The following is a 14878-nucleotide window of genomic DNA, read 5'->3' as shown; positions in this document are numbered from 1 at the left end:
TAAAAACTAACTACAATACGGCGATAATTGCTTCTTCAAACCTGTCCCAATCAGGGATCATTAGCTTTAAATCTAGCGCTCTAACCTGGCTGTGAATCAGCGGGTAAGCCTCGGTCTCCATAGGCACAATATCACTGTCGCGCAAGCGCACAAGACGCGGCACTGCGCTTAAGGCCAAGGCAAAAAATGGCATCTTTTGCCTGTCAGTAATACCGTGCAAAATCGCCATTTGCCGCAGCGCCAAACCTTCGGGTAAGTGGCCATCCAAAAGACCTTCAAAACTGACAACCGGAATTTCCTGCTCGCGCCACACCATATAGCCCAGTAAAAAGGGTGACGATACCGCCGAGATCAGCTGCCCCGCCAAGACCACTTCTGCCACTGCGGCATTGGGAACCAATAGGCCTCTGCTCACCAAAGGCAATACAATATTTGCTAATACTGAAGACGGCGCTTCTACCACTGTATTCATGCATCCACCAAATTAGAGGTCACGTCATCAATCGCCTTTAATAATTGTATCTCCTGATAGGGTTTACCGAGGAAATTATGCACACCCAGCGCAAACGCCCGCTGTCTATGTTTTTGGCCGGTACGAGAACTAATCATAATAATGGGGATATCTTTGGTCCTCGCGTTGCTGCGCAATCTGCTCGCCACTTCGAAGCCATCCATACGGGGCATTTCGATGTCCAGCAGAATCACATCCGGCAAGCGCGCGCTGTCTTGCAACTGATTCACCGCATCGAGTCCGTCGCGCGCGAGTGCAACCTCCATATGCTGACGAGCAAGTAGCCGCGAGGTCACCTTTCTCACTGTCACCGAATCATCGACCACCAACACTAAGCGGCTGTGTTTTCTGGCGACAACGGATTGCGAGTGCGGCGTGCTACCCGCCAAACGTCTGGCAACATCGGCGCGAATACTCGCCAACATATCCAAAATAACAACAACGCTACCATCGCCCAATACCGTCGCACCCGACAAGCCCGGCACCGCAGCAAATTGTGGTCCTAAGGTTTTTACTACGACTTCACGCGAGCCCAGTAACGAGTCTACCTGAATCGCCGTAGGAGGCTCCGCGTTCCGGATCAACAATACCGGCCGCGACTCCAACTGACCCTCAAAATCGGGCACCCGCCCCGCATCGAGTAAATTACCCATATAGCGTAATTTATACTGCTGCCCTGCGTATTCGAAATCTGGGCCTCCCTCGTGGTAATACACATCTAGCTCGTAGGGACTGACCCGCACAATACCCTCAATATTATTCAGGGGTACTGCAAATATTTCGCCGCCCACACTCACCATCAAAGCCCGGTTTACCGACACCGTAAAGGGCAGTCTAATTTCAAAGCGCGAGCCACGGCCGAGCTCGGTCTTGATCTCAATCGCACCACCCAGGTGCTTGATCTCGCTGCGCACCACATCCATGCCAACACCGCGCCCAGAGATTTGGGTAACATTCTGCGCGGTACTAAAACCGCCATCAAATATATATTCTAATAACTGCCGTTCACTAAGCTCAGCATCGGCCGCTACTAGCCCCATTTCTTCCGCTCGGCGGCGCACGGCCTGCAAATCAATACCGCCGCCATCGTCGCTGATGATAATGACAACATCGCCGCCCTGGCGGTCAAACCGCATATTAATTTCGCCAACTGCAGGCTTGCCCGCCGCCTCGCGTATTTCCGCAGATTCAATACCGTGATCTATGGCATTGCGAAGCATATGTTCTAGGGCGGGGATAATCCGCTCCAACACCCGACGGTCCATCTCACCTTCGGCATTGTAGACATTGAACTCAACTTGCTTATTAAGCTCGCTGCCAACCTGCCTAACGCCACGTCTCAGTCTCGGCACCATCCGCGAGAAGTACACCAACTGCGAACGCATCAAGCCTTCTTGTAATTCAGTATTCACTCGCGACTGCTGAACCAGCAGCGTCTCCATGTCGCGACTTTTCTCCAACAAGGTCCCGCGCAAATCGACCAAATCAGACGCAGACTCTAATAAGGATCGCGACAACTGCTGCAATTGCGAATAGCGGTCAAATTCCAGCAGGTCGAAACCGTCAGCGCCTTCGCTTTCAACTTGTTCTTGACGGAAAATAATTTGTGCTTCGGTTTCTATGTCCATGCGCCGCACTTGGCCTTGCAAGCGCTCAATGGTGATTTCCATTTCTTCCAAAGAGAAATTGATTTCACTCACTTGCTCCTCAACCCGGCTGCGAGCGATAGACGTTTCACCGGCGAGATTAATCAGCCGCTCAAGCAGAGGCGATGGCACCTTAATCATTTCTTGGGGCGCGACTCGCGCCATCGACGACGCCAGCGAAGTATCTTCACGCGGCGCCGCAGCGCTTGGCGTTACTGGTGTTAAGGCTTGATCAGAACTTAAAGCCTCGGTAGAACTTTCTGTGCGCTCTGTAAGTTCATCTATAGCCGCATCACTGCTGCTAACCGGATTAACAGCGGACATCACAAAGGTCGGGTCATCTATTGCCGCAATGGAATTGACGAGTTGATCTTGAAACTGCTGAACCTGATTAAAAAATGCTTCAGCGCCGGTATCTCGATGTGCAACTGCGGTCGAAATAGCGGTTTCAAAATTATGACTAAGATCGCCCACCGCCATCAAGCCCGACAGGCGAGCGCCCCCTTTTAAGGTATGGAGATAACGCTGAATGTTATCGAGATGAAGTAATTCCTCGCGTTCGCTAGACCATTGATGGATAGATTCATCGAGTCCTTCCAATAAGTCTGCTGCCTCTTCTAAAAATATTTCTAGTATTTCAAGATCAATACCGTCATCAAGCGGCGGAGACTCCACGGGCGCATCAGCCACCGTCTTGTCGTCTCTAGCACTGTTTATACCTGCCGATTGATCACTTTCAACACGGTCATTCTCCGCCACGCCAACAACAGTGCTGTCTTCGCCACCGGCAGCATCAACGTCTTCAGCAACAGTAACACTGAGGTCGACATTGCGAAGGCGATCAATCAAGGCAGTATTCTCTACCACAGTTTGTTCGGCAGCCAACTGATTCAAATAATCCATCAGCTGCTCTAAGGCCTCGTTAACCAAGACCGCAAATTGGTCGGGCAAAGGGTCCTGTGCATGGCTGAGGAAAACCTGCAGGGCCTGGGCAAGTTCGGCCACCGGCTCGCAGTTAATATCTTCGGCTCGCTGAGCAAACACTCCCATAATTTGGGCGTGTTCAACCAAGGTAGCGGCACCAATATTGGGATCATTACTGAGAAGATCTAACAAGCCCGGAATACTGTCGCTGTGATTTGCCAAGAATGAATCCAGTGCGCCGGGAGGCAATTCGCCACGCGCGGCGCGATCAACCGCGAACTCGGCCTCATGAACAAGCTGGAGAGATAAAGCATTAATGGAAGACAGCAGGGTAGTTGGGGTATGCAGCGACGACACCGGGGTGTCAGCCAACTGTTTAACCATAAGACGAACCTGGCGTACCACATCGGAGATCAAGGCAACTAAGCTCTCCCCCGCGGCAACCCGCATAGAGCGCAGCTCTTTTACCAAAGCCTCCAGCGGCGCAATAATGTTTGCGACTGGCCATACCTCAGCCATCTTTGACGAGCCTTTAAGGGTATGCAAGGCGCGCTGGACTTCATCGCTTAGTTGCGCCGGGTAACTGTCAACTGACTCAACATAGGCTTCCAACACCCGCAAATGGGTATCTGCCTCACCCATAAAAATTGCCGTCAAACCATCTTCATCAGCACCAGAACCAAGATTTGATTGTGGAATTTGTTCTTGCGCCAAGGCCCCCGCAAATGTCATTAAGCCATCGACCGAAGACGCAGGTAACTCTCGCCCCGCAGCAAGCGCAGACAACATATCCGGGAGCAAAGCAGTGACATTTTTAATTAATTGCAGGCGGGCATCGTCGATCACAAAGTGGCTATCCACCACCTTATTTAGCATAGCTTCAACTGACCACGCGAGCTCGCCAATTTGCATCGCCCCCACCATCCGGCCGCTACCCTTAAGGGTGTGAAAAGCGCGGCGCACAACCGCTAGGTAATCCTCAGAATCAAGACGCTCCTGCCAGATTGGCAAGGTCTGATTCAGCAGCGCCAAGACATCTTGAGATTCCTCAAGAAAGACATCAATAATTTCTGGATCTAAGTCGACCTTGGCACCGATATCAACAGGCTCAGGGACGGCGGAATTAGTGACCTTACTCGGCCAGTGCAATATATTCGTATCTTGCGCGCCACCGCGTAGCGGATAACCCAAGCGGGTCACACAGGCTTCAGCACCAGCTAACAAAGCCTCGTCGTCATATTTGCGGCCATGACTGCTGCGTTCGAGATAATAATCCACTGATGTTAGTGCGTCGGCTAAGGCATCAAGGCTTTGCCAATCGGGCACTAGCTGTTGGGCTATAATATCGTTAGCAAGGTAGTCGGCGCAGCTTTCCAAAATCGCTGCCGGCTCAGCAAATCCCACCGGCGCCAACTGCGCGGCTAAGCCACGCAACTGCAACGGAACTTCCTGTAAATGTGCGCTCTGCCACTGCTCGGACACATAGGCAATAACCGCCTCTTGGGCATCAAATAACACCGAGCGACTTTGCGCTATCACATGCGCCACACTCACCTCTACCTCAGCTTTACTGCTCAGCAAGGCATCTGGGCGCGAAGAATCGGCCACCTCCGCAAGCCGCTCAGCCAAGCGCTGCAGCGATGTCGCTACCGCCTGCATCTGCTGGCCAGCCAAACCCTGTGTTACCTGTTCAATAATCGCCTTTAGAGGATACAGCGACTCAACCCAACCTAGCACAGCCAAGGCATCCCCAATATGGCTGCAGCGACTAAGCAGCAGCTCGTTATCGGTTACCGCTCTTGAGGCTAGGAGCAATTCAGCAACCACCGCTTGGCGCGCCAAGTCAGCAAATTCACTGTGACTCGCGACACTATCAAATACCGTCGCCAAACCGTGTTTTTCGCGCTGATCGCTAATGTAGCGCGACGACGACGGACTGCTCGCGATGTAAAACAAAATATCTTTTAACAGCGGCAAAGCAACCGCGTTTCGCGCTCCCGCCTGACCATGTTTAACCAGCGCCTGTAACTCGACACCCAAACGACTGAGTAAATTACGCACAGCAAAATGGTTGGCGATTGACTCGTTGAGCAAGCCTTCTAATAACGCCAGCGCCGACAACCACAGTACTTGCTGAGCTTGACCAGTGCAGAGCTTGGCTGCGCGTCCTGACACCTTGCCGAGATACACCAAATTTTGTTTGTCATCATCGCGCAGCAAATATGCCTGAAACGCCATTTGATACATTTTTAACAACTTGCCGGCGAGTTCATTAAAGGTGTCTGGCGATAAACTCGATACTTCCCCAGCGCTGCCTGGAGTCAAATTTATCTGGGGATTAAACAATACCGAAGAGGATAATAAGGGCTGGTCGTTCGCTGCCCGAAGGTCGTTAAATATCATTATTAACGACGCCGGTAATTCGTTCTTACTATCGCCAACGCGTCGCAGATACGCCGGTAATTCGTCGGCACAGGTCTGCACGGCCTCAAGCACATTGCGCTCCCGTCCATCCCCGTACGAAGCGGCGCTGACAGCGGCAATACTACGCTCCATTTCATCAACTAACAGCGCGGCGCCACTAAACTCAATCATTCGCAAGCTGCCCTGCACCTGATGCAAGAGCATACCTGCCCGGTTTAACGACATCGGGTGAGCGTTGTGAAGATAATCGTCTATCAGCGGCACACACTGAGCTAGGGCGTCGGAGATTTCTCCGGCGACCCAGTCAAGCGCAATATAGTCTCGGCGATCAGTCATATCGTTGGACTCTACATTCCCTTCTCATCGCGATGTCCGCAACGCCACCAAATCCCGCAATAGCTGCGGCCTTCAAATAGGGCCGCAAAGTTACTGACTCGATGACGCTATAACGTGGCAATCAGCCCTGCTGTTTGGGCAAGGTGAAACCTGCCACGGAACTACGCAAATCGTTAGTCATTTCCGCCAAAGCACCAATAGATCGAGCTGTCTCTGTAGAACCGGCTGACGTTTGCGAGGTAATTTCCTGAATGACCTGCATCGTTAAAGATATTTGCCCCGCAGAGACTGCCTGATCGGCAGCGGCACTAGAGATGCTTTGAATCAGTGCTGCCAACTCCTGCGAAACCGTTTCGATTTCGGTCAATGCAGTACCTGCATCCTGAGCTAGACGCGCCCCGCGCACCACTTCAGAGGTGGTCTGCTCCATCGAGATAACTGCCTCATTGGTGTCTGATTGAATCGTTTTTACCAAGGCCCCAATCTGCTTAGTCGCACCCGACGAACGCTCCGCTAGCCGCTGAACCTCATCGGCAACAACCGCGAAACCACGACCGGCATCACCCGCCATCGATGCCTGGATCGCCGCGTTCAAGGCCAAGATATTAGTTTGGTCGGCAATATCATTAATCAGCGAAACAATATCGCCAATCTCCTGCGAAGACTCACCCAAGCGCTTAATCCGCTTGGACGTTTCCTGAATCTGCTCACGGATATTGTCCATGCCTTTAATGGTGTTCTGCACCACCTCAGACCCCGTGTTAGCGATGGTCACCGAGCGCTCTGCTACCGCTGCTGAATCACGAGCATTAGACGATACCCTATCGATAGTTTGCGCCATCTCTGAAATGGCCGCGGATGCCCCTGCAATTTCTTTCGCCTGACTTTCCGAAGCCTCTGCCAGAGTTAAGGCCGTTGACTGCGAACTCTGCGCCGCAGACGATACCTCTACCGCGGTTTCGTTAATCTGCGATACCAATACCCGCAATTGGTCTATCGTGTAGTTAATCGAATCGGCGATGGCCCCGGTGAAATCCTCCGTCACAGTTGCCGACGTGGTGAGATCGCCATCGGCAAGATCCGCCAACTCGTCGAGTAAGCGCAAAATCGCGGACTGGTTTCTTTCATTGGCATCGGCGGTTTCACCCAAGCGCATCTGGGTATTGCGGATCGACTGCCACGCCAATGCAGCTAGACTAATTAATATCACAGCGACAAAAATCAAAGCACTGGCAAAAGACAGCGGACGCTTTTCAGGTAACTTGCTAATTGCCGACGACAAGCTGCTGGTCACCTGGGTGATTTCAGGCACCCTACTAGCAATCAAAATAGCAGCTTGCGATGAATTTAAGAGCTCAGGCGAAACCTCAAAGACACTTTCCATTGAGCCACTCAATTGCTGGAAAGAACCGGCAATCGCTCTCAAAATTTCAGGCGCCTTGCCCGTGCTTACCCGCTCGACCCCAATCGCGCTATTGCCCGTGAGCATGCCATTTAACACGGTCGCAAATTCGCTTGCATCAATAGTGAATCGCTCTGCAGCCAACGTAGCAGCTTCGCCGCCCCCAATCATGCGATCGACATGACGGCCGATACGCTCGGCTAACCAAGATTGACGCTGAGCCATGGCAACCTGTTTAGCGGAAGCGCCACTTTTTAATAATATGTCGACAACCCGATTGTTGTTTTGCTGCAGTTCAGGGAGCTTTTGGTTAAGGCTTTCGGCAACCTGATACAAGAAAATAATACGCTCACTATTGCTGGTAATCGTATTCGCCGCGCCGTCTACCTGAGCCCACAAGACATTTAAGCGGTCAATATCCGAGCCCAGCATGTCCGCAGGTGATGGCAGCCCCTTGCTTCCATCTACTAATTTACTGCGCGCCTGTTCAAAATTTCGCTGTGCACGCGCCAGTGCATCAAAACTGTCTTGATCACCTAGCGCGGCCTCTCGGGAGGAATTCGATATTTGCTGCGCGTAGAGGCGCATTTCACTGGCCAGCTCCAAATAGCGCTGGTCATAGTCGGCGTCGCGCAAAATAATAAAGGTATTTAAACCGGCGCCAATAAAGCCCGCCAATATAATTACTACGAGAACGCTCACTACACGGCTGGTTCGCAATCGTGCGAGCGCGCCTTGATTACCTGCTTTCATTTACCCGAACTCCCGGTACTCTTATCTAGGTATTGGTTTAAATTCCGGGCTTACGCTGCCACGGTATAAAAATTATTATCTTCAATTAATTGCTGAGGACGAAATACCACCCAGTACCGCTGGTCTTGCTGGTAGCCGCCCTGAATATAGCTCGCCATAGCGGCGACATCCAGGCCACCATCAAGCCGAAATGTGTCCACATTAAAGTGCTGCATACCAAACACGTCATCCACAATAAGACCGAGGTAGATATCACCTTTCTCAATAACCAGCACCCGTCGCTGGCCTTGATCTGGCGCTGCCTGCTCACCAAGAAAAGCGCTTAAATCCACCAGTGGCAGCAAGCGCCCACGCACATTGGCCACGCCCCTCACCCAGGGCTTAACACCTGGCAAACGAGTGGCCGCAGGTTCAGTTAACACCTCGGCAATATCATCCATTGTTGTTACACAATACTGCCCGCCGATACGAAAACCGACACCATTCCACACAATCGCGCGATTATCACGAGCACTTGGCAACACCGTAAACCCCGAACGGCATCTAACGGCGAGGCTTTGCAAATACTCAAAGGACGAGATCTTAGACATAACTCACTCAATGTCGCGACTAGTTAAGTACGGCGTCAATGGCCTTAAGCAGGCCCTTACTGTCAACCGGCTTCGTTAAATAGCCCTTGGCACCTTGGCGCTGACCCCACAGGCGATCGGTTTCCTGATCTTTGGTGGTAACAATAATAACTGGGATACCGCTGGTTTCGGGGTCACGACTTAGCTGCCGTGTTGCCTGGAAACCATTCAAGCCAGGCATAACAATATCCATCAAAACCACATCCGGCATCTTCTGCTTAGCAATATCTAGACCTAGTTCACCACTTTCGGCTGTTAAAACGTCATAGCCATTTTTACTTAGAATCTGTGAAATTTTAAAAATCTCAGTCGGTGAGTCATCAACAATAAGAACCAGTGGCATTTAACTTCCTCATTCAAAGTACCGCGGCACACGGCAAAGCATTAAACCAATCTCCACGACCGATTCTGCAATTCATTTAAGTGGGTAAATACGCGAATTAAACGTTCGTAAGCTGCACATGATTCTGAATTGCCTCAAGCAACTCACCCTTGCTGAATGGCTTAGTCAAATACTGATCTGAGCCAACAATACGGCCCTTCGCTTTATCGAACAAACCATCCTTACTGGACAGCATAATGACTGGCGTCGATTTGAATTCAGTATTATTTTTAATCAAGGCGCAGGTTTGGTAACCGTCAAGCCGCGGCATCATAATGTCGACAAAAATGATGTCGGGCTTAGTATCGGCAATCTTTGCCAAGGCGTCAAAGCCATCTACCGCCGTGACGACGTTGCAGCCTTCTTTCGCCAATAGGGTTTCCGTGGTGCGCCGAATTGTTTTGCTATCGTCGATAACCATTACTTTTAGATCGGAATAATTAACTGCCATAAGAACTGATGACCTTAAGAAGCTTATATATTGGTGCGCCAACAATCCGATATCTACTCGAAGTGTGTTGGTTTTTTACCACGTAAAGACCGCTGACACCATCATCTAGTCATATCAGTAAAGCAAAATTACTGGAATAGGCAACCTTTGGCGGTTTTTGCGGTATTCTATCAGCGGGAATTATTAAGCCAGCGTGGCTATAAAATAAGCCCAATTTACACCGTATTAGACACAGGTAACAAAATGACTATTCGCCTTGGCGTAGTGATGGATCCCATCGAGCACGTCGCTTACAAGAAAGATTCGACCCTCGCCATGCTCTGGGCAGCTGCAGACCGCGACTGGGAACTTAGCTATATGACGCTCGCCGATCTGCATGTGACGGGGGGTAAAGCACGAGGCTCAGTGAGAGCGCTAAAGGTGTTTAAAGATCCCGAGCACTTTTACGAACTAGGGGACAGTGTTGATATCGACCTAGGCGATCTCGACGTTATTTTAATGCGCAAAGATCCTCCCTTCGATAATGAGTTTCTCTACGCAACGCATATTCTCGAATTAGCTGAAACCCAGGGCGCCTGGGTCGTTAACAAACCTCGCAGCCTGCGTGACTGCAACGAGAAGCTCTTTGCACTGCAGTTTCCCCAGTGCGGCCCAACACACCTCGTCAGTCGCGATCAAACCCGATTGCGGGCCTTCCACGCCGAGCACGGCGACGTCATCATGAAGCCCTTAGACGGCATGGGCGGCAGCTCCATATTCCGACTAAAACACGATGACCCCAATGTGGGCGTTATTTTAGAAACCCTCACCAACCACGGCCAAATCACCATCATGGCGCAGGTGTATTTGCCTGAGATTCGTGACGGCGACAAACGCATCTTACTGATCGACGGCGAGCCGGTGCCATATTGTCTGGCCCGCGTGCCCGCAAAAGGTGAAACCCGCGGCAATCTCGCCGCCGGCGGCACAGGGCGAGCTCAAGCACTCAGCGACGCCGATCGTCGTATCGCGGCAGCAGTGGGCCCCATCGCTAGGGAAAAAGGACTATTGTTTGTGGGCTTAGACGTTATCGGCGACTCCCTTACCGAGATTAACGTGACCAGCCCAACCTGCATTCGCGAGATTGACAGCCAATTTGGAACCGACATTGGCGGTCAGTTAATGGATTGCATCGCCGACAAACTCGCCAACGCTAAGTACCGCGGTCAATGACGGCATCGGCGACCCCGTTCATTGAAGATCAAGCTCCACCCGAACGGTTGGGGTTTATCGCAGCGGTCGCCACTGCCATGCATCTCGCGGTCATTTTGGGCATCACTTTTGTGCCGCCAGACGCAAGCATAAAAACACCCAGCCTAGAAATTACCTTAGCGCAGTACCAAAGCAATAAGGCCCCAGACAAAGCCGACTATTTAGCCCAGTATGATCAGCTTGGCAGCGGCACTCTGGCAGATAAGGCCGAGCTCAGCACGACCACTGAAAGCGCCTTTCACGACAATACCTTGCAGGATGAAGACGCACTTAAAATCGCCAAATCCGTTCCAGACCGAAGCAGCTCGTCACTGCTTAGCACCACCGCCACATCTTCTCGCAGCACTAATCCCCAGAAAACCCGAATGCTACACCAGCAACAGAAGTGGAATGGCAGCGACAACAGCAACCAGCTCAGCGAGAATATTTCCGCCTTAGAGGCGCAGCTGGAGAAATACCAGCAAAATTATGCACGTATGCCACGACCGAAATTTATTACCTCAGTGGCCACCAAGGGCTCGCCAGACGCCCTGTATTTAAACCGCTGGGAAAAGCGAGTAGAAACCGCAGGAAATGCCAATTATCCCGAAGAAGCTCGCCAACAAGGCATTGAGGGGGAGCTACGACTGCTGCTTATGCTAATGCCCGATGGCCGCATAGACGAGGTGCGAATACTCAGTAGCTCTGGCAGCGCCATACTAGACCGCGCCGCACATCGCATTGTGCGCTTAGCTGCGCCTTATGAGGCAATTCCCAGCGATGTACTAGATGGCAAAAATCGTCTCGGCATCGTTCGCACCTGGCGCTTTGAACGCCAGTCACTCAAAACTAATCAAGGTTGAATTCGGTCCTATTATCAGCAAGCGCCTTGTGTTTGCGGTAATTTCGCCGATACTTACCAGCATGACAAATACTGCGTTCGTATCATTTAAAAATCACTTTCTGATCGCACTTCCTGCGCTCAAAGACGGGATTTTTACCCATAGCATTACCTACCTCTGCGAACATGACGAGCACGGCGCCATGGGGATAATTATCAATCATCCCTTAAACATGGATGTCGATGAAATACTCGAACAACTGGAACTCGACGGCTGCAGCTATGACCACCAACAACCGGTCTATGCCGGCGGCCCCATTCACACCGACCGTGGCTTTGTGCTGCACCGTCGCGACGGCAAACAGTGGGAGTCAAGTATTGACGTGACCGACACCATTACCCTAACCACCTCCTTAGACATTCTGGATGCGATCGCCCGCAATTGCGGCCCCAGTCAAAGTATAATCGCATTGGGTTATGCAGGCTGGGACGCGGGGCAACTTGAAGAGGAACTGCAGGAAAATATTTGGCTTACGGTCGCCGCCAGCGATCATGTTATATTTGAAGTGGAAGCTGAAAAGCGGGTCGACGCCGCCCTCGCCAGTCTTGGCATCGATTTCTCTCAAATCTCCCCCCACAGTGGTCACGCATAATACCGATGAACGATAAACCCCAAACCCTGCTCAGCTTTGACTTTGGCCTGCGCTGGATCGGCTGCGCCATTGGCCAAACATTAACTGGCACCGCGAGCCCCCAAGCGGCACTGCAAGCCAAAGACGGCATTCCCCGTTGGGAAGACATCGATAAACTACTGGCAACCTGGAAGCCAGATGCCGTGGTGGTGGGGCTGCCCTTGAATATGGACGGCAGCGTATCGGAGATGTCATTGCGAGCGCGCAAATTTGGCAACCGCATTCATGGCCGGTTTGGCATTGCCGTGCATTTTGCCGATGAACGCCTAAGCAGCTTTGAAGCCCGCGGCGACATCATTGACGACACCGGTTCCCGCGACTTCAAAAACCAATCCGTCGACAGCCGCAGTGCCGCTATCATTCTAGAGAGCTGGATGCGCGAATAAGCTTCACACTCCGTAGCCGACGTTAATTAGCGACGATATCCTCCCGAACCCGGCTTGCCCTTAGTCTCTTCTTGCATGGTCAAGCCACCCGCCATTTTCTCGGTATGCTCGGGGTTATTATCTGCCCCCAACTTAATCAGCAAGCGCAAATCATTCGCAGAATCGGCGTGTGCGATAGCATCTTGGTAGGTAATTTCGCTATTCACGTACAAATCGTATAGCGCTTGATCGAAGGTCTGCATACCCTGCTGGCTCGATTGCCGCATCAGGTCTTTTAGACCAGCCACATCACCTTTACGAATTAAGTCTGAGGCCAGCGGCGTATTCAGCAGTATCTCTACGCAGGCGCGGCGCCCCTGACCATCGCGGGTTGGAATTAACTGCTGCGCCACCATCGCCTTGAGATTTAATGACAAGTCCATCCACAGCTGCGGATGCCGATCAGCGGGGAAAAAGTGCAGAATGCGGTCGAGAGCTTGGTTGGCGTTGTTCGCGTGCAGGGTACACAAACACAAATGCCCGGTTTCCGCGAAGGTAATCGCCTGCTCCATCGCTTCCCGGGTGCGAACCTCACCGATCATAATGACGTCCGGCGCCTGCCGGAGCATATTCTTTAATGCTACTTCAAAAGACTCGGTATCAATCCCGACCTCGCGCTGAGTGACTATACAGCCGCGGTGCTGATGCACGAATTCAATCGGGTCCTCTACGGTAATAATATGACCCCGTGAATTTTCATTGCGATGACCAATCATCGCCGCCAAGGACGTCGATTTACCGGTACCGGTGGCGCCGACAAAAATAATCAGTCCTCGCCGAGTCATCGCCAGCTCTTTCACCTGCTCTGGCAAGCCCAATTCATCCGTTGTCGGAATATTGGTTTCGATCCGCCGCAGTACCATGCCGACCAAATTGCGCTGGTAAAATGCGCTAACCCGAAAGCGACCAATCCCCCTAGCACTGATGGCGAAATTGCACTCCTTGTCGCTCACAAACTCCCGCCGCTGCTGTTCATTCATCACCCCAAATACCACTTCACGGGCTTGCTCCGGGCTCAAAGCATTACTGCTCATCGGCGCCATCTGACCATTAACCTTGATCGACGGAGCCACCCCAGCGGAAATAAACAAATCCGAGGCACCTTTTTCTTGCATAACACGCAATAGCTTTTCAATTTCCACGGTATTTCTCCCTAGCGCAAACTAGCAATGTCAGACGCATCAGAAATTCTCTGGGAAACGGGCTTTAAGACGGGCCGCATCGCGGTTTATCAGTCGTTTTTGCAATAGCGTTTTCAAACATTGATCCATGGTTTGCATACCCATGGCAGCACCTGATTGGATTGCAGAATACATTTGCGCCACCTTGTCTTCGCGAATCAAATTACGGATAGCCGGGGTGCCTATCATGATCTCGTGCGCCGCAATCCGACCACCCTCCGGCTTTTTCAGCAGCTCTTGTGAAATAACGCCCTGTAGCGATTCCGACAACATAGAGCGCACCATCGACTTTTCATCACCTGGGAACACATCCACCACCCGGTCTATGGTTTTTGCCGCTGAGGTCGTGTGCAAGGTGCCAAATACTAGGTGTCCGGTTTCCGCCGCCGTTAACGCCAGCCTAATAGTTTCTAAATCCCGCAGCTCACCCACCAGAATAATATCGGGGTCTTCACGCAGCGCCGAGCGCAATGCTTCATTAAAGCCGTGGGTATCGCGATGGACTTCACGCTGGTTTAGCAGACATTTTTTAGACTCATGCACGAACTCTATAGGGTCTTCAATGGTGAGAATATGCTCAAATTTATTGTCATTAATAAAATCAATCATCGCCGCAAGCGTGGTTGATTTACCCGACCCGGTAGGACCCGTTACCAGGACCAAACCGCGCGGCAACATCGATATATCTCTAAACACCTGCCCCATGCCAAGGTCTTCCAAGGACAAAACCTTAGAGGGAATGGTACGAAACACCGCGCCGGCGCCGCGGTTGTGGTTAAAGGCGTTTACCCGAAAACGCGCCACTCCCGGGACTTCAAAGGAGAAGTCAGTTTCTAAAAACTCTTCGTAATCGCGGCGCTGGCGATCATTCATGATTTCATAAATCAAACTATGCACTTCGCGATGCTCCAAGGGCGGCAAATTAATGCGCCGCACATCGCCATCCACCCGAATCATGGGCGGCAAGCCCGCAGACAAATGTAAATCTGAGGCATTTTGTTTGGCGCTAAAGGCCAGTAATTCTGTGATATCCATGAAAATCCTCAAAGGC

12 protein-coding genes are annotated in these 14878 nt (G+C 51.7%); 4 read left to right on the top strand and 8 right to left on the bottom strand.

Annotation, left to right across the window (positions count from 1 at the left end; translation table 11 throughout):
* Window positions 1–10: 10 nt before the first annotated feature.
* The 6 genes from ACI955_RS02700 to pilG form a co-directional block, all read right to left on the bottom strand.
* A complete protein-coding gene (locus tag ACI955_RS02700; protein ID WP_415242190.1) occupies window positions 11–472 on the bottom strand; it encodes a hypothetical protein in 462 nt (153 codons plus the stop codon).
* Entirely contained in the window at window positions 469–5841 is a 5373-nt protein-coding gene (locus ACI955_RS02695) for an Hpt domain-containing protein (RefSeq protein ID WP_415242189.1), read from the bottom strand. Before ACI955_RS02695 ends, ACI955_RS02700 begins: the two co-directional genes overlap by 4 nt.
* A 121-nt stretch (window positions 5842–5962) precedes the next feature.
* A complete protein-coding gene (locus tag ACI955_RS02690; protein WP_415242188.1) occupies window positions 5963–7996 on the bottom strand; it encodes a methyl-accepting chemotaxis protein in 2034 nt (677 codons plus the stop codon).
* Between the two features lie 50 nt (window positions 7997–8046).
* Window positions 8047–8586 carry a chemotaxis protein CheW gene (locus ACI955_RS02685; RefSeq protein ID WP_415242187.1) on the bottom strand — a complete coding sequence of 180 codons (540 nt, stop codon included), beginning with the start codon at window positions 8584–8586 and terminating at the stop codon, window positions 8047–8049.
* A 19-nt stretch (window positions 8587–8605) separates the two neighbouring features.
* Window positions 8606–8968, bottom strand: a complete 363-nt coding sequence (gene pilH / locus ACI955_RS02680; RefSeq protein ID WP_415242186.1) for a twitching motility response regulator PilH — start codon at window positions 8966–8968, stop codon at window positions 8606–8608.
* 97 nt (window positions 8969–9065) lie between these two features.
* The gene (gene pilG / locus ACI955_RS02675) at window positions 9066–9458 is read right to left on the bottom strand and encodes a twitching motility response regulator PilG (RefSeq protein WP_368374108.1); all 393 of its coding nucleotides are present in this window, start codon (window positions 9456–9458) and stop codon (window positions 9066–9068) included.
* A 243-nt stretch (window positions 9459–9701) separates the two neighbouring features.
* Here pilG and gshB point away from each other — a divergent pair, with 243 nt between their 5' ends.
* From gshB to ruvX, 4 genes are read left to right on the top strand one after another with little or no spacing between them, the layout of a single operon-like run.
* Window positions 9702–10670, top strand: a complete 969-nt coding sequence (gene gshB / locus ACI955_RS02670; protein WP_415242185.1) for a glutathione synthase — start codon at window positions 9702–9704, stop codon at window positions 10668–10670.
* Complete coding sequence (locus ACI955_RS02665) at window positions 10667–11551, top strand: energy transducer TonB (RefSeq protein ID WP_415242184.1); 885 nt, start codon at window positions 10667–10669, stop codon at window positions 11549–11551. The genes gshB and ACI955_RS02665 overlap by 4 nt, the downstream gene beginning before the upstream one ends.
* Window positions 11478–12182 (top strand): YqgE/AlgH family protein, encoded by a 705-nt coding sequence (locus tag ACI955_RS02660; RefSeq protein ID WP_415242183.1) that lies wholly within the window; start codon window positions 11478–11480, stop codon window positions 12180–12182. The genes ACI955_RS02665 and ACI955_RS02660 overlap by 74 nt, the downstream gene beginning before the upstream one ends.
* Before the next feature lie 5 nt (window positions 12183–12187).
* Window positions 12188–12607 carry a Holliday junction resolvase RuvX gene (gene ruvX / locus ACI955_RS02655; RefSeq protein ID WP_415242182.1) on the top strand — a complete coding sequence of 140 codons (420 nt, stop codon included), beginning with the start codon at window positions 12188–12190 and terminating at the stop codon, window positions 12605–12607.
* Window positions 12608–12633: 26 nt separating this feature from the next.
* On the opposite strand, the gene ACI955_RS02650 is transcribed toward ruvX, so the two are convergent.
* Window positions 12634–13788, bottom strand: coding sequence for a PilT/PilU family type 4a pilus ATPase (locus tag ACI955_RS02650; protein ID WP_415242181.1), 1155 nt, complete (start codon window positions 13786–13788; stop codon window positions 12634–12636).
* Between the two features lie 39 nt (window positions 13789–13827).
* A complete protein-coding gene (locus ACI955_RS02645; protein WP_415242180.1) occupies window positions 13828–14862 on the bottom strand; it encodes a type IV pilus twitching motility protein PilT in 1035 nt (344 codons plus the stop codon).
* Between the last annotated feature and the right edge of the window lie 16 nt (window positions 14863–14878).

The organism is Zhongshania sp., assembly GCF_047636175.1.
In the GTDB taxonomy this organism is placed as follows: Bacteria; Pseudomonadota; Gammaproteobacteria; order Pseudomonadales; family Spongiibacteraceae; genus Spongiibacter.
This window is presented reverse-complemented; position numbering and strand designations above follow the sequence as displayed.